This window comes from Pseudomonas sp. C321, from assembly GCF_055407105.1.
Genome location: NZ_JBUZRB010000006.1, coordinates 374,569 through 396,888 on the forward strand (window position 1 = coordinate 374,569; position 22,320 = coordinate 396,888).

General features: G+C 59.7%; 24 protein-coding genes and 1 pseudogene. 9 read left to right on the forward strand and 16 right to left on the reverse strand.

The window, feature by feature from the left end; translation table 11 throughout:
• Position 1 precedes the first annotated feature (1 nt).
• Complete coding sequence (gene cpaB, locus ACZRJ6_RS19865; protein ID WP_463969199.1) at positions 2–946, reverse strand: Flp pilus assembly protein CpaB; 945 nt, start codon at positions 944–946, stop codon at positions 2–4.
• 331 nt (positions 947–1,277) lie between these two features.
• On the opposite strand from cpaB, the gene ACZRJ6_RS19870 reads away from it, so the two are divergent.
• Positions 1,278–1,469: a Flp family type IVb pilin gene (locus ACZRJ6_RS19870; RefSeq protein ID WP_463969200.1), complete on the forward strand. Its 192-nt coding sequence runs from the start codon at positions 1,278–1,280 to the stop codon at positions 1,467–1,469.
• Positions 1,470–1,532: 63 nt separating this feature from the next.
• Complete coding sequence (locus ACZRJ6_RS19875) at positions 1,533–1,946, forward strand: response regulator (protein WP_463969201.1); 414 nt, start codon at positions 1,533–1,535, stop codon at positions 1,944–1,946.
• A 101-nt stretch (positions 1,947–2,047) separates the two neighbouring features.
• On the opposite strand, the gene ACZRJ6_RS19880 is transcribed toward ACZRJ6_RS19875, so the two are convergent.
• The 4 genes from ACZRJ6_RS19880 to ACZRJ6_RS19895 all read right to left on the reverse strand — a co-directional run bounded on the left by ACZRJ6_RS19880 (position 2,048) and on the right by ACZRJ6_RS19895 (position 8,012).
• The gene (locus ACZRJ6_RS19880; protein WP_463969202.1) at positions 2,048–3,730 is read right to left on the reverse strand and encodes a ShlB/FhaC/HecB family hemolysin secretion/activation protein; all 1,683 of its coding nucleotides are present in this window, start codon (positions 3,728–3,730) and stop codon (positions 2,048–2,050) included.
• A 168-nt stretch (positions 3,731–3,898) separates the two neighbouring features.
• Entirely contained in the window at positions 3,899–5,497 is a 1,599-nt protein-coding gene (locus tag ACZRJ6_RS19885; RefSeq protein WP_463969203.1) for a collagen-like triple helix repeat-containing protein, read from the reverse strand.
• Positions 5,498–5,808: 311 nt separating this feature from the next.
• A complete protein-coding gene (locus ACZRJ6_RS19890) occupies positions 5,809–6,657 on the reverse strand; it encodes a MaoC family dehydratase (RefSeq protein ID WP_463969204.1) in 849 nt (282 codons plus the stop codon).
• A 2-nt stretch (positions 6,658–6,659) separates the two neighbouring features.
• The gene (locus tag ACZRJ6_RS19895; RefSeq protein WP_463969205.1) at positions 6,660–8,012 is read right to left on the reverse strand and encodes a 3-oxoacyl-ACP reductase; all 1,353 of its coding nucleotides are present in this window, start codon (positions 8,010–8,012) and stop codon (positions 6,660–6,662) included.
• A 114-nt stretch (positions 8,013–8,126) separates the two neighbouring features.
• On the opposite strand from ACZRJ6_RS19895, the gene ACZRJ6_RS19900 reads away from it, so the two are divergent.
• Positions 8,127–9,404, forward strand: coding sequence for an acetyl-CoA C-acetyltransferase (locus ACZRJ6_RS19900; protein ID WP_463969206.1), 1,278 nt, complete (start codon positions 8,127–8,129; stop codon positions 9,402–9,404).
• A gap of 174 nt (positions 9,405–9,578) precedes the next feature.
• Positions 9,579–10,475, forward strand: a complete 897-nt coding sequence (locus ACZRJ6_RS19905; RefSeq protein ID WP_463969207.1) for a PA4780 family RIO1-like protein kinase — start codon at positions 9,579–9,581, stop codon at positions 10,473–10,475.
• A 51-nt stretch (positions 10,476–10,526) separates the two neighbouring features.
• On the opposite strand, the gene cueR is transcribed toward ACZRJ6_RS19905, so the two are convergent.
• The 3 genes and pseudogenes from cueR to ACZRJ6_RS19920 form a co-directional block, all read right to left on the reverse strand.
• The gene (cueR, locus tag ACZRJ6_RS19910) at positions 10,527–10,940 is read right to left on the reverse strand and encodes a Cu(I)-responsive transcriptional regulator (RefSeq protein WP_463969208.1); all 414 of its coding nucleotides are present in this window, start codon (positions 10,938–10,940) and stop codon (positions 10,527–10,529) included.
• Positions 10,937–11,112: pseudogene (locus ACZRJ6_RS19915) on the reverse strand (hypothetical protein); the annotation flags it as partial. The gene cueR and the pseudogene ACZRJ6_RS19915, both read right to left, overlap by 4 nt.
• A gap of 120 nt (positions 11,113–11,232) precedes the next feature.
• Positions 11,233–11,613 (reverse strand): hypothetical protein, encoded by a 381-nt coding sequence (locus tag ACZRJ6_RS19920; RefSeq protein ID WP_463969232.1) that lies wholly within the window; start codon positions 11,611–11,613, stop codon positions 11,233–11,235.
• Between the two features lie 147 nt (positions 11,614–11,760).
• Between ACZRJ6_RS19920 and ACZRJ6_RS19925 the strand changes: the two genes are divergently transcribed.
• Together ACZRJ6_RS19925 and ACZRJ6_RS19930 are read left to right on the forward strand one after the other, a co-directional pair.
• On the forward strand, positions 11,761–11,958 hold the full coding sequence (locus tag ACZRJ6_RS19925) for a heavy-metal-associated domain-containing protein (protein WP_463969209.1): 198 nt from the start codon (positions 11,761–11,763) through the stop codon (positions 11,956–11,958).
• Between the two features lie 86 nt (positions 11,959–12,044).
• Entirely contained in the window at positions 12,045–13,247 is a 1,203-nt protein-coding gene (locus ACZRJ6_RS19930; protein WP_463969210.1) for a multidrug effflux MFS transporter, read from the forward strand.
• Positions 13,248–13,300: 53 nt separating this feature from the next.
• Here the strand turns inward: ACZRJ6_RS19930 and ACZRJ6_RS19935 are convergent, their stop codons facing one another.
• The 3 genes from ACZRJ6_RS19935 to ACZRJ6_RS19945 form a co-directional block, all read right to left on the reverse strand.
• On the reverse strand, positions 13,301–13,480 hold the full coding sequence (locus ACZRJ6_RS19935; RefSeq protein WP_463969211.1) for a hypothetical protein: 180 nt from the start codon (positions 13,478–13,480) through the stop codon (positions 13,301–13,303).
• A gap of 148 nt (positions 13,481–13,628) precedes the next feature.
• Positions 13,629–14,642 (reverse strand): zinc-binding alcohol dehydrogenase family protein, encoded by a 1,014-nt coding sequence (locus ACZRJ6_RS19940; RefSeq protein WP_463969212.1) that lies wholly within the window; start codon positions 14,640–14,642, stop codon positions 13,629–13,631.
• A gap of 43 nt (positions 14,643–14,685) precedes the next feature.
• Positions 14,686–14,979 carry a putative quinol monooxygenase gene (locus ACZRJ6_RS19945; protein ID WP_149414822.1) on the reverse strand — a complete coding sequence of 98 codons (294 nt, stop codon included), beginning with the start codon at positions 14,977–14,979 and terminating at the stop codon, positions 14,686–14,688.
• Positions 14,980–15,102: 123 nt separating this feature from the next.
• On the opposite strand from ACZRJ6_RS19945, the gene ACZRJ6_RS19950 reads away from it, so the two are divergent.
• Entirely contained in the window at positions 15,103–16,032 is a 930-nt protein-coding gene (locus ACZRJ6_RS19950) for a LysR family transcriptional regulator (RefSeq protein ID WP_463969213.1), read from the forward strand.
• A 106-nt stretch (positions 16,033–16,138) separates the two neighbouring features.
• Here the strand turns inward: ACZRJ6_RS19950 and ACZRJ6_RS19955 are convergent, their stop codons facing one another.
• Entirely contained in the window at positions 16,139–17,092 is a 954-nt protein-coding gene (locus ACZRJ6_RS19955) for an adenosine deaminase (protein WP_463969214.1), read from the reverse strand.
• A 205-nt stretch (positions 17,093–17,297) separates the two neighbouring features.
• On the opposite strand from ACZRJ6_RS19955, the gene ACZRJ6_RS19960 reads away from it, so the two are divergent.
• A complete protein-coding gene (locus tag ACZRJ6_RS19960; protein ID WP_463969233.1) occupies positions 17,298–18,386 on the forward strand; it encodes a calcium:cation antiporter in 1,089 nt (362 codons plus the stop codon).
• Between the two features lie 2 nt (positions 18,387–18,388).
• Here the strand turns inward: ACZRJ6_RS19960 and ACZRJ6_RS19965 are convergent, their stop codons facing one another.
• From ACZRJ6_RS19965 to ACZRJ6_RS19975, 3 genes are all read right to left on the reverse strand, one after another.
• Positions 18,389–19,744 (reverse strand): 8-oxoguanine deaminase, encoded by a 1,356-nt coding sequence (locus tag ACZRJ6_RS19965; RefSeq protein WP_463969215.1) that lies wholly within the window; start codon positions 19,742–19,744, stop codon positions 18,389–18,391.
• A 153-nt stretch (positions 19,745–19,897) separates the two neighbouring features.
• Positions 19,898–20,584, reverse strand: a complete 687-nt coding sequence (locus ACZRJ6_RS19970) for an SDR family oxidoreductase (protein WP_463969216.1) — start codon at positions 20,582–20,584, stop codon at positions 19,898–19,900.
• A gap of 25 nt (positions 20,585–20,609) precedes the next feature.
• Positions 20,610–20,960, reverse strand: coding sequence for a MerR family transcriptional regulator (locus tag ACZRJ6_RS19975; RefSeq protein WP_149414827.1), 351 nt, complete (start codon positions 20,958–20,960; stop codon positions 20,610–20,612).
• 83 nt (positions 20,961–21,043) lie between these two features.
• Between ACZRJ6_RS19975 and ACZRJ6_RS19980 the strand changes: the two genes are divergently transcribed.
• Positions 21,044–21,436, forward strand: a complete 393-nt coding sequence (locus ACZRJ6_RS19980) for a hypothetical protein (RefSeq protein WP_463969217.1) — start codon at positions 21,044–21,046, stop codon at positions 21,434–21,436.
• Between the two features lie 302 nt (positions 21,437–21,738).
• Here ACZRJ6_RS19980 and ACZRJ6_RS19985 read toward each other — a convergent pair whose 3' ends face one another.
• A complete protein-coding gene (locus ACZRJ6_RS19985) occupies positions 21,739–22,320 on the reverse strand; it encodes an IMPACT family protein (RefSeq protein WP_463969218.1) in 582 nt (193 codons plus the stop codon).

Here is a 22,320-nt window from a genome sequence, read left to right on the forward strand (position 1 = left end):
ATCAGGGGGTTTGTTGGGTCGATTGATTACCGCGTATCACCTCGATGCCGGAGCGATGAGGCGCACCTGCGTATCCGCCTTGGCTTATCTTTTTCGGAGCACCCCCCAGGGCCAGTTGAGTGAATTGGTACAGTTCGCGGTTGGCGCTTTGCAGTTTGGCCTGGGCATCGTTTTCACCGGCCCAGTACTGGCTCAGCAGTTGTTCGTCGGCGCTGCGTACTGCCAGGCGCAAGGTGCCGGTGCTGGTTGCCAGCATCAGTCGGCTCAGCAATTGCTCCGGTACAGCCAGTATCACGGTGCGTGCTGCTGCCCGGCGTTGTGCCTGCTGGGCTTTTTCTTCGGCGGTTGCGGGCGGCGGGACGGCGGGCTTGCCGTCGTTGGCCAGGCCTAGTTGATCGCCGATGCCGAGCACGCGCATGGCGGGAATGATGATTTGTGCCGACTGTTCCTCATTGCCGGCGTCCTGGCGCAGGAACAGCAGCACATCGACATAGTCTCCAGGGCTCAGTTGGCCACCGGCGCCGACAACCTCGTCAACGGCCAGAGCCAGTGCGCGTTCGTCTGGGCGAATCATCCGCGCCAGCGGGCCGCCGGACGTGAAACTGGTGTCGTCCAGCCAGGTACCGGCGGGCAGCGCTCGCCATGGGGTGCGACCGATAGCCTGGTCAAGGCTGGTGAAGCTGCCAGCGGGTGCCGTGCGCAGTTTTTCCAGGGTCAGGTCAGCGGCCGTTAGGGTGACAAAAGGAGGAACAGCATGGGCCAGGACGACCACCGTTTGGCGGGTCTGGTCTTCGACGGCGGCTACGGTTTTTTCCACAGTGGCCGATTGGGGAACTGGCTCGATAACCGGTTCTGGCGCACGGCTCAGGACCAATCCCCAATAGCCTGCAAACAAGGCTCCAACCAAAAGTAACCCGGCCACTATCATGCTTACACGGCTGTTCATGAAGGCTCTCCCTTTCCTGTTGCACTACGTGCTCGTCTATCCCAACGAGTTAATTTCGCAACCAGGTAGCTATGAACATCTAACTATTTCGCTATTTGAAGGTAGCCCAGCTAGGACAAAATGCCATTACCCGCCTGAAAATTTATCCAAATGCTGTAAGTGGGCTGTTAAAGCACGTTTTTATGGCGCCAAACTTACGACTAATACTTTGTGATTAATCAGTTATTACAGTTGTGGGGGAGGGGTTTGTTGACAATGCTTTAGTGGCATACAGCAATCATCGCGTAGCCCAGCGATACCCGGGCCGAATCGCGCAAAAAGGAGAAGTCATATGTTCCTTGACCTGATGTTGAAGGTTTATATTCAGACCCAGTTGTTTTTTCGGCGCAAGGACGGGGCGTCCGCGATTGAGTACGTGATTATTGTTTCGCTAGTTGCTGTGGTCATTGTTGGGTTTGGAACCGGGATCGGCGATAAAATCAGCGCCATATTCCTGAAAATACAAAACGGAATTACTACTTGATACCATCAAGCTCAAGCTAATGCGGATCACTCTTGGCGATTAATTAACTTTCAGGTATTACCCATGACTCCCTCTTCGTCCCCACGCCAACAAATACTTCTGGTGGATGACGAAGAGGACGCTCTTGTCGAACTGGCGGAGTCGCTGGAGAACGAAGGTTTTGTTTGCTTTACCGCCACCACGGTCACGTTCGCCTTACAAGAGCTGACCCTGCACCCCGATATCGCCCTGGTCATCACCGACCTGCGCATGCCTGAGGAAAGTGGTATTTCCTTGATCAAGCGCTTGCGCGAACATACCGCCCGCCAACACCTGCCCGTGATTGTCATGTCCGGTCATGCCGATATGGATGACGTCAGCGACCTGCTGCGCCTGCAGGTCCTGGACCTGTTCCGCAAGCCCATCTACCTGGTGCGCTTGCTGGATACCTTGAACAACCTGTTCCCGTTGCCGAAGGTGAAATTGGTCAACCCTTGAGGCTGGAAACTTCTACATGCTTAGTAGGAATACTCGGTAGTAGAGAGTCTGTTTCCGTGGCGAGGGGGCAAGCCCGCTCGCCACAGGGTAGTCGCCAGATCTTACAGCTGATAACTGAAACTCAACGTGTACCGCGGCCGCCGATTGAAGCTGTCCAGGGCCATGTCGGACATTGGCTTGGCCGCTTCCAGGGCGATGTTGTAGTACTTGGCATCACCAAAGCGCAGCCCCATGGCGGCGGATGACATGTCGCTGCCCTTGACCGGCAGGTCGTTGAACCAGGCTTTGGCGCGATCGAGCACCACATAAGGCTGCAGGACTTTTACCCAGTTGCCGCTGCGGTTGAAGCTGTAGTTGACCTCATAGGCCATGCCCCAACCCTTGTCGCCCGAGCCTTGGTCATCGGGGTAGCCACGGCCGAAATTCTGCCCGCCGAACACGGCGCGTTCGCTGTCGGGCAAGGTGTCGTTACTCCAGTACAGCGCCGCTGAAAGCACGCCCTGCCAGTTGCCTGCGAACTTGTCGCTCTGCACGCCGGACAGGCGCAGGCGGAAAAAATCCAGGTCGGCTTTTATCCCTCCCAGGTCACTGCGGGTCTTGGCGCCCAGGCCGTCGATGCCCTGGTAGAGCCCGGCGCTGAGGATGCGTAGTTGGCGGTTGTCGGCCTTGCTCCAGTCACCTTCGAAGGCCAGGGCACGCATGTCGGTTTCCACGTCAAAGCGCTGGGGGAAACCCACCAGTTGGTAGAGTGTCTTGTCGTTCACGCCATACAAGCGCGAGCCGACGGTCAGGGACTCGGCAGGAGAGGCGATCAGCGGGTGGTTCAGCCCAATGGAGAAGCGGTCGTTTTCCCGATGCGGCTTGAGTTCCAGGCCGCCGTCCAGTTGGATATGGGTGCTCGGGTCGCTGCGATAGTGGGCGCCATACAGGCTAAGTTGTGTGCCTTCGGCATTGAGGAATTGGCTGTAGTCCAGTCGGTAGTAATGTTCTTTGTCGTTGCCGGGTGGGAACAGGCCACTGAGGCTCAGTTGCTCGCCCATTGATGTCTGGGAGTTGCTGGTGCCGGCGATCAGGGCCTGCAAGCCACCACGGCTGTCGTCGGTCATGCTCATGCTGCTGGTGAAGGGTTTGCGGCTGGCCTGGATCTGCATGTGTGCGCCGCCGTCTGTGGTGCCGGGTGGTGGCACTTGCGCCTGCAAGGTGACGCCGGGAATGCGGCCCATCAGGGTGGTGTAGCGCTCAAACGTCTTGCGAGTGAGCGGGCGTTCGGCCTTGAGTTTTTCCGCCAGTTTATCGACATAGGCCGAGACCGCGCCGATATCGCCTTGCACCTGGTAATCGCGGATATAGCCTTCCACCAACACCACGCGTACCAGACCCTGGTCGAAGCGTTGTTCGGGCAGGAAGGCGTAAGACAACAGATAGCCGTCCTGTTGATAGCGGCGGGTGATTCTGCGGGTGGCTTCGATCAGTTGGGCGAGGTTGGTTTCCTGGCCAATCAGCGGTTCGAACACCTTGGCCACTTCTGCGAGGGGGTAGATCGTCCCGCCTTCGATTTGCAGTTTGCGGATGGTGACTTTGGTGTCCATCAACAGCGGTTGGGCCTGGGCGCTCGGCGTGTCGGGCAATTGCGTTTGTGGCGTGACCGGGCGATAGGCGTCAGCAGGCAGGTTGGGTACGGGCAGGTTGCGGATGGTGTCGTTGCTGTTGAGAAAGCTGGGCAGGGTTTCGGCCTGGATACAAACACTGATGGACAGCAAAAGCAGGGGAGTCAAAACGCGCATAGGACACTCCGTGGTCAAAACTGCAGCGGTGTTTCGCTTGTCTTCGCCGGACTCTTGAAGGCGGCTGGGGGCTAGATATAAAAAGACGAGAGACTCATCTGAATCTCTCGTCTCAACCAAGCGTAGGCGCTGGAGGGGAGGCCGTCTATTCGGCCAGGTGCAATTCTATTATTTGCCGGTCAGGCCGTTGAGCAGGCCTCCTACTCCCACGCTCCCGCTGGTTGTACCTGAAGTACTGGTGCCCACATTCAAGCCACCGAGCAGACCACCACCACTGGTGCCGCCGGTAACCAAACCGCCGACCGAGGACACGAGACCTCCTGCTGCGGTGACTGTCTGGCCAAGGGTATTGGTGATGGGGTTGGCATTCGCGGCGGTGATGTTCGCGCCGAGGCCGCCGACCGCTGCGCCTACTTGTGTCACCAGGCCGTTGACGGGTGCGCCGATGCCGGTGGCGGTGCCGACGTTTTGGGTCAGGCTGGTGATCCCCGATGTCACAGGGTTCAGCGCTGCGCCGACGTTGGCGGTCAATGCGGCGACCGGGGCGCCCGCTGCGGTATTGGCGACACCATTACCGCCGGTGAGCGTGCCGAGGGAGGCGACGGTGTTGCCCAAGGCGCCACCGGTTACACCGGCTGCGCTGACCGTACCATTGGTATTGCCGGCATTCAGACCTGTGCCGGCACCGGCTACGATGCCGCCGACGGTTTCCAGCAGGCCCGATCCTGCTGCGCCACCACCGGTGCCCGGTGCTGGAGCGACATAACCGCCCGAGGTATTGGCCACGGTTCCGACACCCGTCAGCAGGCCACCCAGTGCGCCTGTCACAGGGTTGCCGGTACCGCCGGTGCTGGCGACTTTGCCGCCCAGGCCAGTGACCGTGGAGCCTACTTTATCCAGCAAGCCATTGACCGGACTTCCCAGGCCAGTGGTGCTGCCGACTTTGCCAGTCACGCCTTCGACCAAAGACACCACAGGCACCAGCACTTTGCTGCCGAGGGTGTTGGTCACCGAACCCAGTGGGCCGGTGGTGCTGGCGGTGCTCAAGGTGTCACCGAGCATGGTGACTTTCTGGCCGACGCCATCGACGAGGTTACCTGCTGCGCCGACGACGGTGCCGACGATTGGGATTTGCCCCAATTGTGTGTTGGTGGTCAGGGATTTGCCGGTGGCCGAAAGGCCGGTGCCCAGGTCGCCGACGCCGTTGGCCACACCGGCCACGGTTATGCCGAGGGCGTTGCTGTTAGTGCCTAGGGTACCCAGACCATCGCTCACGCCATCGCCGATGCTGGTGACTGCGTTGCCAGCGCCAATGACCAGCCCGCCTGCCGTTACGCCCACTACCGGTACGCCACCAACGGTTGTGCCGATGCCGCCGATGGCAGTGCCGACGCCGCTAAGGGTGTCGCCCAGGTTGGCTGCAATCTGACCGGTGGTCAGCGGGCTGGTGGTAGAGCCGGTCCCGCCACCTGTGCCACCGCCGGTTCCGCCACCCGTGCCGCCACCCGTGCCACCGCCGGTTCCGCCACCAGTGCCGCCGCCCGTGCCACCGCCGGTTCCGCCACCAGTGCCGCCGCCTGTGCCACCGCCGGTTCCGCCACCAGTACCGCCACCCGTGCCACCGCCAGTGCCCGCACCAGCGTCCGGGGAGGACGCCGCTACGCTGCTTTTATGACCGCCACCACCGCTGCTGCAGCCTGCGAGGCTCATTGCCAGAATCAGGGCCAGCGCGGTACTTGCTTTCCATAATACGATTTGAGTTTTCATGATTGAGTTCCTTGCACCTGGTACAGCCTTTATTGTTTTCGAAAGTTCGTCACTTCTAGAGGTGGCGATACTTTCGTCCGTTAAGGCTATAACAAACTCTGAGGCTCTTTCACGCAACGCTCAACTTGGTATTAATAATTTATATACACGAGCTCGACTGTTACTTAGCGACTAATGCCAAGGGTGTAAGTCAATAATGCATGGATATTTTTATCTATTAAAAACAGTGGCTTGAATAAGTTAGCAGACTATCTATAGTCTGCTATAACTTAAGGTGTATATATACAATTAATCAGCGAAAGTTTGTTGCCTCAGGCAATTGGTCGCCATTGGCCGATCATGTGCTCGATGTCCCCCGAGCCCTTCAATTGCAATTCACCGCTGGGCCCCGCCGCACTGACCAACAAGACAATCTCACTGGGCAGCCGGACGGGCTTCTTGAACTCAACGTCTATCTCGATATTGGCAGGGGGCAAGTGCTCGCTCAGCGCCGCCAGCGTACGGGCCTTGTTCCACAGACCATGGGCGATGGCCTGAGGGAAGCCGAATAACTTGGCAGTCAACGCGCTCAAGTGAATCGGATTGTAATCGCCGGATACCCTGGCATAACGGCGGCCGATATCGACGGGCGCCTTCCAGTGGGTCAACTCGCTGACATTGGAAGGTAGCGGTATGGATTGATCCGTCACGTCGCCGGTAAGCTTCACTGCGCGACAAAGCATTCGGCTTTCGGCTTCCCACAACAAGCCCAGGGAGTCTTCGGCGGTGGTGATCAGGTCAAAGGTGGCGCCCTTGGCATGAGGTTGCAGGTTTTGCGTGCGGACGCTGAGCTGCACATCGTTGACCCCGCCAAGGGGGCGCAGGATACGGATGCGGTTGCGTAGATGAACCAGGCCCAGCAGCGGGAACGGAAAGTCCTTGGCAGTCAGCAATTGCATTTGCAGGCCGAACGCCAGGATGTGCGGATAGGTGGCCGGCAACACCGGGCTTTCGGCAAACCCGCAGACCTTGCGATAGGCCGCCACCTCCCTGGGGTTCACCGTCACCTGGCAGCGCAGCCCCTGTTCTGGCAGTGTCGTGCCGCTGATCTTGCGCTTGAGGGCCGCCCGCCAATACAGCGGCGGCAGTGAGGGAGTGCTGTCCAACGTGTGCCAATCCATGCTTATGCTCCCAAGAGACTTTGCCCACAGACCCGCAGCGCCTGACCGCTGACCGCCCCCGAACCCGGCTGGCCGAGCCACGCCACGGCTTCGGCGACATCCTGGGGGATGCCGCCCTGGCCGAGGGAGCTCATGCGTCGTCCGGCTTCACGCAGGGCGAAGGGAATATGTGCAGTCATCTGGGTCTCGATAAAACCAGGGGCCACGGCGTTGATGCTGATCCCACGTTCACCCAACAACGGTGCCCAGGCTTGGGCCAGGCCAATCAGCCCGGCCTTGCTCGCGGCATAGTTGGTCTGCCCGCGATTGCCGGCGATGCCGCTGATGGACGCCAGCAACACGACGCGGCCGTTGTCATGCAAGGTGCCACTGTCGAGCAGGGCCTTGGTCAGCACTTGTGGCGCGTTGAGGTTGACCGCCAGCACCGCGTCCCAATATTCCGGGGTCATGTTGGCCAGGGTCTTGTCGCGGGTGATGCCGGCGTTATGGACGACGATGTCGATGCCGTCCGGCAACTGTTCTATCAGTTGCGTGGTGGCGTCTTCGGCGCAGATATCCAGGGCGATGCTACGTGCGCCCAGGCGTGCGGCGAGAGCATCCAGATCCGCCTTGGCCTGTGGCACGTCCAGCAGGATGACCTCGGCACCGTCACGGGCCAGGGTTTCGGCGATTGAGGCGCCGATACCGCGCGCGGCGCCGGTCACCAGGGCCTTGTGCCCGGCCAGGGGGCGAGTCCAGTCCTGGACTTGCGTGGTGCAGGTCTCCAGGCGAATCACCTGGCCCGAGATGTAGGCGCTTTTGGGCGAGAGGAAAAAGCGCAACGCGCCTTCCAACTGATCTTCAGCTCCGTCACCCACATACAGCAGTTGCAGGGTGCCGCCGTTGCGCAGTTCCTTGGCCAGTGACCGACTGAAGCCTTCAAGGGCGCGCTGGGCACTGGCGGCGAAAGGATCACTAAGGCTTTGCGGCGCTCGACCGAGGATCACCAGGTGCGCGCTGTGATCGAGGTTTTTCAGCAGCGGCTGGAAAAATTCCCGCAACTGTTTCAACTGATCAGTGTGCGCCAAGGCGCTGGCGTCGAACACCACCGCCTTGAGCTTGGGGCCATGGCCAGGAATCCAGGCCGGCGCCACCAAAGGTTCGGGGCCGTAGCTGAAAATCGCTTCAGTGAGTTTGTTGGCAAACGCCAAGACCTTCGCCGCCAGCGGCCCGCCGCCGATCAGCAGGGCGCCGTCTACCGGGCGCAGGCGTCCGGCCTGCCAGCGCTCCAGACGTACCGGCGACGGCAGGCCAATGGCCGCGACCAGACGATGGCCGAGGCTTGAGTTGGCGAAGTCGATATAACGATCAGACATGGAACGCTCTCCGATTGCTGGGGTTCAAACGGTGGACCGCCCACGGGGGGCAGTCGTTCGATTGAGCCTAGGCTAGGCTCAAAGATTGAGCCCACAACCAACAGGGAGCTTTCCATGACTCAATTGCGCCGTGTAGCGATCATTGGCGGTAACCGCATTCCCTTCGCCCGTTCCAATGGCCCTTATGCCACGGCGAGTAACCAGGCGATGCTGACCGCGGCCCTGGAAGGCCTGATTGAACGCTACAACCTGCACGGCCTGCGCATGGGCGAGGTGGCCGCCGGCGCGGTGCTCAAGCATTCCCGTGACTTCAACCTGACCCGCGAATGCGTGCTGGGCTCGCGGTTGTCGCCGCAAACACCCGCCTATGACATTCAACAGGCCTGCGGCACCGGCCTGGAAGCGGCGTTGCTGGTGGCCAACAAGATCGCCCTGGGGCAGATCGAATGCGGCATTGCTGGTGGTGTCGACACCACGTCCGACGCACCCATCGGCGTCAATGAAGGGTTGAGAAAAATCCTGCTGCAAGCCAACCGCAGCAAAAGCATGGCCGATAAGTTAAAAGTCTTGTTACAGCTTCGCCCCCGTCACCTCAAGCCGGAACTGCCGCGCAACGGCGAACCGCGTACCGGTTTGTCCATGGGGCAGCACTGTGAATTGATGGCGCAGAGCTGGAACATTCCCCGGGCCGAGCAGGACCAACTGGCCCTGGAAAGCCATCAAAAAATGGCTGCGTCCTACGCCGAAGGTTGGCACAACGATTTGCTCACGCCGTTTCTCGGCCTGACCCGCGACAACAACCTGCGCCCCGACCTGACCCTGGAAAAACTCGCCAGCCTCAAGCCCGCCTTTGAGCGCAGCGAAAAGGGCACCCTGACTGCCGGTAACTCCACACCGCTGACCGATGGTGCCTCCCTAGTATTGCTGGGCAGCGAAGCCTGGGCCAAGGAACGTGGCTTACCGATCCTGGCTTACCTGCGAGATGGCGAAGCGGCGGCGGTGGATTTCGTCAACGGGGCCGAAGGGCTGTTGATGGCGCCGGCTTATGCCGTCCCACGCTTGCTGGCAAGGAATGGTCTGACGCTGCAGGACTTCGATTACTACGAAATCCACGAAGCCTTCGCCGCCCAAGTGTTGTGCACCCTTAAAGCCTGGGAGGATGCGGATTACTGCAAGACCCGCCTGGGGCTGGACGCACCGCTGGGCTCTATCGACCGCAGCCGCTTGAACGTCAAGGGCAGTTCGTTGGCGGCCGGGCACCCGTTTGCCGCCACCGGCGGGCGCATCGTTGCCAACCTGGCCAAGCTGCTGGACGCGGCGGGCCGGGGCCGCGGGCTGATCTCGATCTGTGCTGCCGGCGGCCAGGGTGTGACGGCGATTATTGAACGCTGATCTCAGCTATCATCCGCAAGCCTGGGGACAAAGTCGGCCTTGTCAGATTAATCTGGCATATTGGATGCATTCTTAAGTGGTCAAAGGTCGGTATCCTCTCCCCGCAGGGAGAGGATTGCCGTATAACGAGTGGCATACGCGTATTTGGTAATAAAGGACCCACAATAAAAGCTGATGAAGACTCCTAAACGCATTGAACCCCTGATCGAGGACGGTCTGGTCGACGAAGTGCTGCGCCCACTCATGAGTGGTAAAGAAGCAGCTGTTTATGTGGTGCGCTGTGGCAACGAGTTACGTTGCGCCAAGGTCTACAAGGAGGCGAATAAACGAAGTTTTCGTCAGGCGGCCGAATACCAGGAAGGCCGCAAGGTCCGTAATAGCCGCCAGGCCCGGGCCATGGCCAAGGGCTCCAAGTTCGGCAAGAAAGAAACCGAAGACGCTTGGCAGAACGCCGAAGTGGCTGCGCTGTTTCGTCTGGCGGGCGCTGGCGTTCGAGTTCCCAAACCCTACGACTTCCTTGAAGGCGTGCTGTTGATGGAACTGGTGGCCGATGAATACGGCGACGCGGCGCCACGACTTAACGACGTGACGCTGGAGCCGGATCAGGCCCGTGAATATCACGCCTTCCTGATTTCCCAGATCGTGCTGATGTTGTGTACCGGTCTGGTGCACGGAGACCTTTCCGAGTTCAACGTGCTGCTGACGCCAACGGGCCCAGTGATCATCGACTTGCCCCAGGCAGTGGATGCGGCGGGTAACAACCATGCGTTCAGCATGCTGGAACGGGACGTGGGCAACATGGCCTCTTACTTCGGGCGTTTTGCCCCGGAGTTGAAGACGACCAAGTACGCCAAGGAAATGTGGGCGCTGTACGAAGCCGGCACCCTGCACCCGGCCAGCGTCTTGACCGGCGAGTTTGATGAGCCGGAAGAGTTGGCGGACGTTGGCGGTGTCATTCGTGAGATCGAGGCGGCGCGGTTGGATGACGAGCGTCGCCAGGCAATACGTGCGGCAGACGACGCACCTGTGGGCAAAACGGCGGAAGAGCCTCCGCCGCCGTGGATGCAATAAACCCCTGACAAAAAATCCGGCACATGCCGGATTTTTTTTACCTGGTGATCGTCAGGCGATTTTTTTCTCGCAACACCGACCCGATGCCAACTCCTTGAGAATCGGACAGTCCGGTCGGTGATCGCCCTGGCAGTGCTCCACCAAGTCCTGCAACGTATCGCGCAACTGCCCCAATTCAAGAATCTTCTGGTTCAGCTCCTCGATATGCTGGCGTGCCAGCGCCTTGACGTCCGCACTGGCACGCTGGCGGTCCTGCCACAGCGTCAGCAACTTGCCGACTTCCTCCAACGAAAACCCCAGGTCACGCGATCGCTTGATAAACGCCAGGGTGTGCAGGTCATCGGCGCCATACACACGATAACCGCTGTCGGTGCGCTGGGCGGGTTTGAGCAGGCTGATGGACTCGTAGTAGCGGATCATCTTGGCGCTCAGGCCACTGTGACGCGCTGCTTGGCCGATATTCATGAATGGTCCTCCAGATCCTTGGGTTTCCAGGTTTTCAACAGCAGGGTTTTACTCACCGCACTCACACTGGACATTGGCATTGCCGCGCCTGCCAGCACTGGATTGAGCAGGCCGAACGCTGCAAGGGGAATGCCGATCAGGTTATACACAGAGGCCAGGACAGATTCTGTCGGTCATACTGGCAGTCGCCAGGTCGAAGGTGGTAGATCCGTTCACGGGCAGTACTCCAGGAGAAGTTGCCCACAGGATCAGCCTTGACCTGAGGGGAAGGTCAAGGCTTCAGATCAATGTTTCAGTAACCCAGCGTCGCCGGCTTGAGGTACATACCGTCCTGGCCTTGAGCAATGCGCCACTTGCGCACGTCTCCGGCTTTCAAGTTGACCTCCTGTGCCTTGGGCGCCAGGAGCCCCGGCAAGCACCCGGCGGCTTGGCCCGGCAGTAACTTGAGGCGCAGCGACACCTTGCCTTCCGGCAAGTTGAACGAGGTAGCTTGTTCCTGAAACAGCCTTCCTGCCAACTGGTCATTGATGTACAAGCCAATTTCGCAGTTGGTCGGCACTTCCAGGCGTTCCCGGGAAATAATCAGCACGGCATAGTCTTCGGCGGCACTGGCCATTGGCGCAGCGGCGAACAAGCTCATCAGGCTGACAAGGCCAAAGAACGACAAGCGCATGGCGAATTCTCCGAATTTCAAATCATCAATAGATGCAGCTTGGCCGAGGGCGCCGATGAATACCAGCCCGGCTGATGTTTTCAGCGCTTGACCTTGCCATCGTGGCAAGGTCAAAACTGCCGTCATCCTCATTAAAGGAGTCATGTCATGCAAGTATTCAGCGTTGAAGGAATGACCTGTGGTCATTGCGTCCGGGCGGTGACCCAGGCGGTACAGAGAAAGGACCCGGCGGCCAGCGTGCGGGTCGATCTGGCAGCCAAGGAGGTCGGGGTTGAAAGTAGTCTGACAGCCGATGAAGTCATCAGCCTGATCAGCGAAGAAGGCTACAGCACCAAGCTCGTCTGATTATTTAATAGTTAGTGAGCTAACATAATGCCCAAGGCACCCAAGCGCGGCTAGACTGTCGAGCTGCCGACTCACCTGGGTGCCTGATGAACCTTCGCATAATCCTGATTCTTGCGTCTTTGAGCGCCTTTGCGCCGCTGGCGATCGATTTTTACCTGCCGGGCTTCCCGGCCATGGCCGCAGCGTTCGGCACCGACGAAAAACATATCCAGCTGACGTTGGCCGTGTACTTCATCGGCCTGGCAATCGGTCAACTTGCCTATGGCCCGGTGGCAGACCGTTTCGGCCGGCGGATCCCGTTGTTGACCGGTGTCGGCCTGTTTACCGTGGCGTCACTGGCCTGTGCCTATGCGCCGTCCCTGGAATGGTTGATCGGTGCGCGCTTCGTCCAGGCCCTGGGCGGTTGTGCGGGGATGGTGATTTCCCGCGCGGTGGTCAGTGACAAATGCGATGCAGTGGGCTCGGCCAAGGTCTTCTCGCAGCTGATGCTGGTGGTCGGCTTGGCGCCGATCCTTGCGCCAATGTTGGGTGGGGTGATGGTCAGTCTGTATGGCTGGCAGTCGATATTCCTGGCGCTTACGGTGTTCAGTGTCATGGCCGCCATTGCAGTGGCGCTCGGCTTGCCGGAAAGCTTGCCGGCCAATCAACCCCGTCAACCGTTGTCCGGGGCGTTGCACCAGTACGGTCGCTTGCTGGCGGACCGGGTGTTCCTCGGTTATGCCCTGACCGGGGGCATTGCGATTGCCGGGATGTTTGCCTACATCGCTGGTTCACCTTTCGTCTTTATCAAGCTCTACGGCGTACCGGCCGAGCATTACGGTTGGCTGTTCGGCACCAACGCCGCGGGCTTTATCCTGGTGGCGCAGGTCAATGCGCGCTTGCTGTCCAAGCGTGGCCCGGCGTTTTTGTTGACCCGCGCCGTGTGGGTTTACCTGGCGGCAGCGCTGGCATTGTTGGCGGTCAGCGCTTTACACACTGAAGCCTTGTGGCCGTTATTGGTGCCGCTGTTTATCTGTATTGCCAGCCTGGGCTGCATCCTGCCCAACACCTCCGCCTGCGCCATGAACGGGCAGGGCGCACGGGCCGGCAGCGCTTCGGCGTTGCTCGGTTGCATCCAGTTCGGTGTGGCCGCCGGTGCGGCGTCGTTGGTGGGGTTGCTGCACGATGGCAGCGCCATGCCGATGGCGATCGTCATCAGCGTGTGCGGTGTCTTGGCGGTGACCGTGGCCATGACGACTCGGCGCTTTGTAGGCGCTGCTGAGCCTGCGGGGCTGCGATCGAGGGCGTAGCCCGCGCAGGGCTGCAGTGCAGCCGAACACAGCCTCGGCAGTTGCTACGGAGTTCAGCCGGCTGAGCGGTGTTGTTGCTCGGGAAAGCGGTGCGGGGCCTGAATTCGGTTTTGTAGGGTGTTGGCAAAGGCGCGGGCTTCGGCCTCACTGCGGAAGGTGAAGGTGTTCTGGCCCAAGCGAACCTGCCATTTGTGGTCTTGGGATTTTGCTAACGCGTTTATCAGGATCTTCATTGCTGATTTCCTCACGTAAAAGATTGCGTGGCAAAGGCGGACAATATAAACCCGAACACGCTCACAAATATGACAAGGATCAAATCTCTGACTAGTGGTGTCTTCTGTTACCTGTATGGATAACGGAAGACACTGACAGATATTTTACCTAGAACCCTTCCAACACGATTTTGCCCTTGGCCTTGCCGCTTTCCAGCAGTTCGTGGGCACGACGCAGGTTGGCCGCGTTGATCACGCCGAAGTGCTCGCCCAACGTGGTTTTCAGGGTGCCGGCGTCGATCAGCTCGGCCACGCGGTTGAGCAAGTTGTGTTGCTCAATCATGTCGGCGGTCTCGAACATCGAACGGGTGTACATGAACTCCCAGTGCAGTGACAGGCTCTTGCGCTTGAGCTTGCTGATATCCAGCGCCTTGGGATCGTCGATCAGCGCCAGCTTACCTTGGGGGGCGAGGGCTTCCACCAGTTGATCGAGGTGCTGGTCGGTCTGGGTCAGGCTGGCGACGTGGGTCACTTGTGGTACGCCTGCGCGTTTGAGCTCTTCGCTCAGTGGCTGGCTATGGTCGATCACCAGGTCGGCGCCCAGCTCCTTGGCCCAGGCTTGGGTTTCGGGACGTGAAGCGGTGCCGATGACGTTCAGTGCAGTGAGCTGGCTGGCCAGTTGGGTGAGGATCGACCCGACGCCACCGGAAGCGCCGACAATCAGTAGGCTCTGGCCTTCATCGACCTTGCTTTCACTGACTTGCAGGCGCTCGAACAGCAACTCCCACGCGGTGATGGCGGTTAGCGGCAGCGCGGCGGCTTCGGCAAAGCCCAGGCTTTTGGGCATATGGCCGACAATTCGCTCATCCACAGTGTGCAGTTCACTGTTGCCGCCGGGGCGCACCAGGGAACCGGCGTAGAACACCTTGTCGCCGGCCTTGAACAGGGTCACTTCACTGCCCACCGCTTTGACCACGCCGGCCACATCCCAGCCCAGCACTTTGGCCGCGCCGTTTTCCGGGGCGACGCTCTGGCGCACCTTGGTGTCTACCGGGTTGACCGAGATGGCTTTGACTTCCACCAGCAGGTCTCGTGGGCCGGCGACGGGTTCGGGCAACTCGATGTCCTGCAGGGATTTTGGATCGTTGATGGGCAGTGACGCGTAGTAAGCGATGGCTTTCATGGAGAACTCCAAAAGGTTGTCAGGGCTATTCAAGCGAAACGCTTCAGGCCAGGAACTTCAGGCGCTTGAGGTCGAAATGTTCAAGCACGTCAGCAGCCTTGGCGCGAAAATTCTGGATATGAGCGCTCTGATCGTGGTCGGCCAGCGCCGCGTCGTCATTCCAGCGTTCGAGCATGTAGAAGGTCTCGGGGTGTTGCAGGTCCTGGTGCAGGTCGTACTGCTGGCAGCCTGCTTCGGCGCGGGTGGGTTCCAGCAGTGCGCGCAGCAATTGCTCTAGGGTGTCTTGTTGACCGGGTTTGGCGATCAGCGTGGCAATGACATTAAACGCGCTGGGCATATTCGACTCCTGATAGGGGATGAGCGGTATGAACAGATCATTGGCTATTTCTCTGCAAGATAAAACCCGCTAAAAGAGCAGTCTCTTTCAATATTTTATTGATAATCAGCCGGGACGATCGCCATGCTGCGTTTTGATGACTTGCAGTTGTTTGTCCGTGCAGCAGACTTGGGCAGCCTCTCGGCGGCTGCCCGTGTGATGGATATGTCGGCAGCCGTGGCCAGTGCCGCGCTCAAGCGCATCGAGCAGCAACTGGGCGCGCGTCTGCTGGCCCGCTCGACACGTAGCCTGCGCTTGACCGCCGAGGGCGAGGGGTTCCTGGAGTACGCCCGCGCCGCCTTGAGCAATCTGGATGAAGGTCGCCGATTGCTGGCCAGCGGTCAGGATCAGGTTAGCGGTGTGCTGCAACTCTCGGCGCCTTCGGACTTTGGCCGCAACCTGCTGCTGCCCTGGCTCGACGAGTTCCAGCGTGAGCACCCGAAGCTGACTGTGCGCTTGCTGTTGGGCGACCGGATCGCCGACCTGTTCCGCCAGCCCGTGGACATCGCCTTGCGCTACGGCGAACCGGAAGACTCCAGCCTGATTGCCTTGCCCATCGCGCCGCAGAATTTTCGGGTGCTGTGTGCTGCCCCCGACTACCTCGTGCGCCATGGTGAACCGCGTCATCTGGAGCAGTTGGCCCAGCACAACTGCCTGCTTTATATGCTTGGCAGTCGCGTCCATGACCATTGGAGTTTTCACGACGGCAAGCGTGAGGTCAGCCTGACGGTGACAGGCGACCGCTTCAGTGACGACGCCGATGTGGTTCGTCGGTGGGCATTGGCCGGTGTCGGCATTGCCTATAAATCCTGGCTGGACGTCAGCGCTGATGTTTTGGCCGGGCGCTTGCGGTTGATCCTGCCGGAGCTGCGTTGTGAACGCGCTCCGCTCAATCTGCTGTGCGCCCATCGCGCGCAGCTGAGTAAGCCGATCAACCTTCTGCGTGAAATGCTCGTGTCCCGTTGTGCGAAATTGACCGCGCAGTTTCCGGAGCGATTGATCTCTACACCATAACCCCGGGAATGCCGGGGCAATGTAGCGTTGCACCTATACAGCCTGAGCTGTATCCGACGTCGGCGCAGGCCCGGGGTTCGGGCTTTGCGCCTACGGCAGTTCGGAGTTAAGGCTTCACCAACCGTGCGTCCAGGCTGTTCTGCGCCAGGCGTTTGGCCTGGTCCTGGGTCATGCCCAGAGACGTGTGCAGTGCATGGAAGTTCTCGGTGACATAACCGCCGAAGTACGCCGGATCGTCCGAGTTGACTGTGACCTTTACGCCACGCTCCAGCATGTCGAGGATGTTGTGCTGGGACATATCGTCGAATACGCGAAGCTTGGTGTTGGACAGCGGGCACACCGTCAGTGGGATCTGCTCGTCGATGATCCGCTGCATCAAGCGCTCGTCTTCGATGGCGCGCACACCATGGTCGATGCGCTCAATCTTCAACAGGTCGAGGGCTTCCCAGATGTATTCCGGCGGACCTTCTTCGCCAGCATGGGCGACGGTCAGGAAACCTTCATGGCGGGCGCGATCGAACACCCGCACAAACTTGCTCGGCGGGTGACCCATTTCCGAACTGTCCAGGCCAACGGCGACAAATGCATCACGGAATGGCAGTGCCTGGTCGAGGGTTTTCTCGGCTTCGTCTTCGCTCAGGTGGCGCAGGAAGCTGAGGATCAAACCGCTGGTGATGCCCAGCTGTTGCTCGCCATCTTTGAGTGCTGCGGCAATGCCGTTGAGCACAACTTCGAAGGGCACGCCACGGTCGGTGTGGGTCTGAGGGTCGAAAAAGGGTTCGGTGTGGATCACGTTCTGCGCCTTGCAGCGCAGCAGGTAGGCCCAGGTCAGGTCGTAGAAGTCTTGGGAGGTGCGCAACACATCGGCGCCCTTGTAATAAAGGTCGAGAAACTCTTGCAGGTTGTTGAAGGCGTAGGCCTTGCGCAGGGTTTCGACGTCGTTCCACGGCAGCGCGATCTTGTTGCGTTCGGCCAGTGCGAACAGCAGCTCAGGCTCCAGCGAGCCTTCCAGGTGCAGGTGCAATTCAGCCTTGGGCAGGGCGTTGAGCCAATCGTACATTTATAAAATCTCATCAGGTGCAATGGCGGCATTCTACAGGTGCAATGCGAAATAATCGGCAAAACCTGACCAGACGATGAGTATTCGGTTTGCAGGGTTTATGCCTCGTGCAAGCAGTGAGTGAACTAAGGTGTAACGAAACGTTAGCGACGTGGCGCAGTCTGTACCCCATCAGTGACTGATTTACTGCTCGGAAAGGCCCGTGATGCTCACATCCCTCAAGCAAGAAAAATTTATGCTGCTGGCGCTGATTGCCGCCATTGCCGCCTACCCTCTGGAGCACTGGTTGCTGCACAGCGGGCAGAGGGTTGCGCTGCTTGGTGGTGCGGCGTTGATCGGCTTTATCGTGATTGCTTCAATGCGCGTGGCTCATCACGCCGAGCAGTTGGCGGAAAAGGTCGGCGATCCGTACGGCACGATGATCCTGACCCTGGCCGCCGTGCTGGTGGAAGTGGTGATCCTGGCAATCATGATGAGTAACGAACCATCGCCAACCCTGGTGCGCGACACCATCTACTCGGCGGTGATGCTCGATATCAACGGCATTCTCGGCCTGGCCGCGCTGATGGGCGGCATCAAGCATGGTGAACAGTCCTACAACGATGATTCGGCGCGGACCTACAGCGTGATGATCCTCACCGCCATGGGCGTGTCGATGGTGGTGCCGGAATTTATCCCCGAGTCTGACTGGAAAATTTACTCGGCCTTCACCATCGGTGCGATGGTGGTGCTGTACACCCTGTTCCTGCGAATGCAGGTCGGGCCCCACAGTTATTTCTTCAGCTACAGCTACCCGGAAAAACGCGGCAAGAAACAGCCGGAAGATGAGGCGCCGTCGATCAATCTGGCGTTCTCAATCGGCACTCTGGTGTTCGGTGTGGTGGTGATTGGCGCGCTGGCCGAGGTGATGTCCAAGACATTGGACCTTGGGTTGGAAGGGACAGGTGCTCCGCCTGTGATCACGGCAATCGTGGTGGCGGCAATTTCCGCCGCGCCGGAAATTTTGACTGCGTTGCGCGCCGCTCTGGCCAATCGCATGCAGTCGGTGGTCAACATTGCGCTTGGTGCGTCATTGTCGACGGTGATTTTGACGGTGCCGGTAATGGAGGCCATGGCGCTTTACACCGGCCAGCCGTTTCAGATGGCGATGACCCCGGTGCAAACAGTGATGGTCTTTATCACGCTGATTGTCAGCGCGATCAACCTCAACGATGGCGAAACCAACGCCATCGAAGGGATGACCCATTTTGTGTTGTTTGCGACCTTTATCCTGTTGTCGTTGTTGGGGGTGTAGCGTCAGCCGCTGATCAGCTGCCGTGCCGCCTGACTGTGATCGGCAATCAGGCCTTTCAGGTCGAGGCCTTCGACCTGCCCATCGATCACGCGCCACTTGCCGCCCACCATCACCCGATCCGCCCGGTCGGCGCCGCACAGCAGCAGCGCCGAAATCGGATCATGGCTGCCGGAGAAGCGCAGCTCATCGAGCTTGAACAGCGCCAGGTCAGCTTGCTTGCCCACTGCCAGCTCACCGATGTCACTGCGCCCGAGCAATTGTGCGGAGCCTTTGGTAGCCCAACCCAGGACCAACTCAGGGGTGATTTTTTCCGCCCCGTAACGTAGGCGCTGGATGTACAGGGCCTGGCGGGTTTCGAGGATCATGTTCGAGGCGTCGTTGGAGGCCGAGCCGTCCACGCCCAGGCCCAGCGGCGCGCCAGCGGCAATCAGGTCCAGGGTGGGGCAGATGCCGGAGGCCAGGCGCATGTTGGAACTTGGGCAATGGCAGACGCCGGTGCCGGCCGCGCCCAGGCGGGCGATTTCCTCGGGGTTGAAGTGAATGCCGTGGGCCAGCCAGGTGCGTGGGCCGAGCCAGCCGACGCTGTCCAGGTAATCCACGGTGCGCAGGCCGAAACGTTGCAGGCAGAAGTCTTCTTCGTCGAGGGTTTCCGCCAGGTGGGTGTGCAGGCGCACGTCAAGGCTGTTAGCCAGTTCGGCGCTGGCGGACATGATTTGCGGCGTGACGGAGAACGGTGAGCAGGGCGCGAGGGCGATCTGGATTTGGGCGCCGTCGCCACGCTCGTGATAGTTGCCGATCAGTCGCTGGCTGTCTTCGAGGATCACTTCGCCTTGTTGTACGGTCTGTTGCGGTGGCAGGCCGCCATCAGCTTCGCCCAGGCTCATGGAACCACGGGTCAGCATGGCGCGCATGCCCAGTTCACGCACGCTCTCGACTTGCACGTCGATGGCATGTTCCAGGCCGTCGGGAAACAGGTAGTGATGGTCCGCCGCCGTGGTGCAGCCAGAGAGCAACAGTTCAGCGAGGGCCACTTTGGTAGCCAGTGCCAGTTTCTCCGGGGTCAGGCGAGCCCATACCGGATACAGGGTTTTCAGCCACGGGAACAACGGCTGGTTGACCACCGGCGCCCAGGCGCGGGTCAGGGTTTGATAGAAGTGATGATGGGTGTTGATCAGGCCGGGAAGGATCACATGCTCGCGGGCATCGAAGACTTGTCCACAGGCTGTGGCGGGTTGTTGTCCGAGGCCGAGGACTTCGACGATCACACCGTCTTGCAGCACCAGGCCGCCACGGGCGTCGAGGGCATTGGCGGTGAAGATCGCGAGAGGGTTTTTTAACCAGATACGGGTCGCAGGCATTGGCCGGCTCCTCTGAATGATGGGTTCAGGTTTGCCAGCTCAGTGTTGCCCTGTCTGCTGATCCAGGGTCGCCGGGGAGGGCGAGGTGGGCAGTTTACGTGTAGTCCACAGCCGGGTCTATCGCCGGCAATCGGCGATAGACCTGTATGACGTTTACCAGGGGATGGTCTGGCCCTTGTAGTTTACAAAGTGGTGGCCGCCCTTGCCGGTGTAGGCATTGACTTGGTCGATCAAGCCGCGAACGCTGGTCTGGACATCAATCTGTGCGTCTTCTCCGCCCATAGCGGTTTTGACCCAGCCCGGATGGAGCGATAGGACGGTCAGTTTCTGATCACCCAGCTGCGTGACAAAGCTGTTGGTCATGGAGTTGAGCGCGGCCTTGCTTGCTTTGTACAGCGCCAAGTCCGCGCCGTCGGGGATGGTCACGCTGCCCAGCACCGAACTCATGAAGGCCAGCACCCCGCTGTCTGCACGGATCTGCCCGGCAAACCGTTGTGCCAGGTTGATCGGTGCCACAGCGTTGGTGAAAAACAGCTGGCCCACTTCGGCCTGGGTGGCGTGGCCGGGCGTCTGATTGACGGGACCTTTGATGCCGGCGTTGACGAACAGCAGGTCGAAGGTTTTCCCCTTGAGGCGTTGGCTCAGGGCGTTTATGGCTGACTGGTCGTCCATGTCCAGCTGTTCTATTTGCACTTGGCCGAGGGCTTTCAGGGCGTCGGCCTTTTGCGGGTCACGCACGGTGGCGGTGACTTGCCAGCCGTCGGCCAGCAGTTGGTTGACCAGGCCAAGGCCCAGGCCTCGGGAGGCGCCGATGATCAGTGCGGTTTTTGGCGTAGACATGAGTAGCTTCCTTTGCGGTGCAAGTTCATGGGTTCAATGGACAACGCTGGCCGAGTCTTTGCTGCAACTCCTGGCGCAGGTGGCCGAGTTCGACGATGCGGGTTTCGATCAGGTTGAGCTTGTCTTGCAACAGTTGGGTCACGGCGCTGTCGGGGTCGGCCGCTTTCCATAGCGCCGCGACGCTACTGCCGATTTCGCCGAGGCTGAATCCCAGGCGCTGAGCGGTCTTGATATACAGGACCAGTTGCACCATTTCCGCCGGATAGTCGCGGTAACCGTTGGCGCTGCGTTGGGCGGCAATCAATCCACGCTGCTCGTAGAAACGCAGGGTGTCGCGGCTCACGCTGCTGGCCAGGGCCAATTCGCCGATGCGCATAAGGTGTGCTCGATAGGGCTTGACCCTGGAGCATACTCCAGGCTTTAGCCTGCTTGCTTCTTGAATCGAAGGAGCTTGCTGATATGTGGACTGCACACCAATACCGCCAACTGGTGCGTGCCAGCGGCTGGTACGACCTGATCGTCACCGCTGCGTTTGTCACGCCTTGGACTTTTCTTTTGCTTCACAACGCTTTGCTGGCCTTGAACCTGCCAGGCGAACTGCCGCCCTTTGCGCCTATTCATGTGCTGATGGCCAACCTGATGGGGTCGATTGTCTGTGTGTGGGCGGTGTTGCGGATCCGCGATCCCCAGGTGATTTTTGGACGCTATGACGCGGTGGGCCGGATGCTGTTTGCCACTTGGCAGATTTATGCGCTGGTTCACGGAGCCAGTTCGGCGTTGTTGATCGTCCTGGTGTTTGAAGTGCTCTGGTTGGTGGCGCAGTTAATTCCGGTGCGCCAGGTAGCAGACTGATCAAAAAACGTTCAATTTCATCGGGGCGTTGCTGCCTATGCTGCCCGGACACTCTTGCACGGGTTATCCACAGGTTGTTCCACAGTAATTGTGCGCAAGCGTCATCGGTGGGTATAAGCGCTGCACCCCTTTGTTCTAAAGGCGATAACCATTCTAACTGACTGTTTTTTAGCTGGATTAATAGTTTAGTGTGGTTGCTTGAGCAAAAACTGAACAACGGCCTCAAACCCTTGTGACAGAAGGGTTACAGGGGAGTGTGCTCAGGTTATCCACAGGCAGGTGCACAGTAGATGTGGGCAATTTCAGCGTTGCAGGCGGATGCGCCCACGACTCAGGTCGGCGAGCTGATTCTGTAACGTGTCGATGTGCGCTTCTTCCAGCATAAGCTGCAGTTCGACGCCATTGGCGGTGAAGGTTTCCTCCACCACCAGTCCGCCCAGATCGGCGACACGAAGTTTCACCAGTGTCAGCTCGGCAAAACCACAGGCACAGCTCAGTGGCACGCGTTTGATCAGTTCAACGCGCTCGGCGCCTTGCAGGCATTTATTGGCACCGCCGCCATAGGCGCGGGCCAAACCGCCAGTGCCCAACTGGATGCCGCCGTACCAGCGGATCACCAGCACCACGACGTGGTCGCAGTCTTGTGCTTCGATCGCTGCCAGGATCGGTCGCCCGGCAGTACCGCCGGGTTCGCCATCATCGTTGCTGCGGTATTGATCGCCCAGCTTCCAGGCCCAGCAGTTGTGCGTGGCGTTCAGGTCGCTGTGTTGGTCGATGAAGGCCTGGGCGTCCTGGGGGCTGGCGATAGGGGTGGCGAGGGTAATGAAGCGGCTTTTGCGTATTTCTTCGCGAAATTCGCAAAGGCCAGTAAGGGTGAAAGGCAT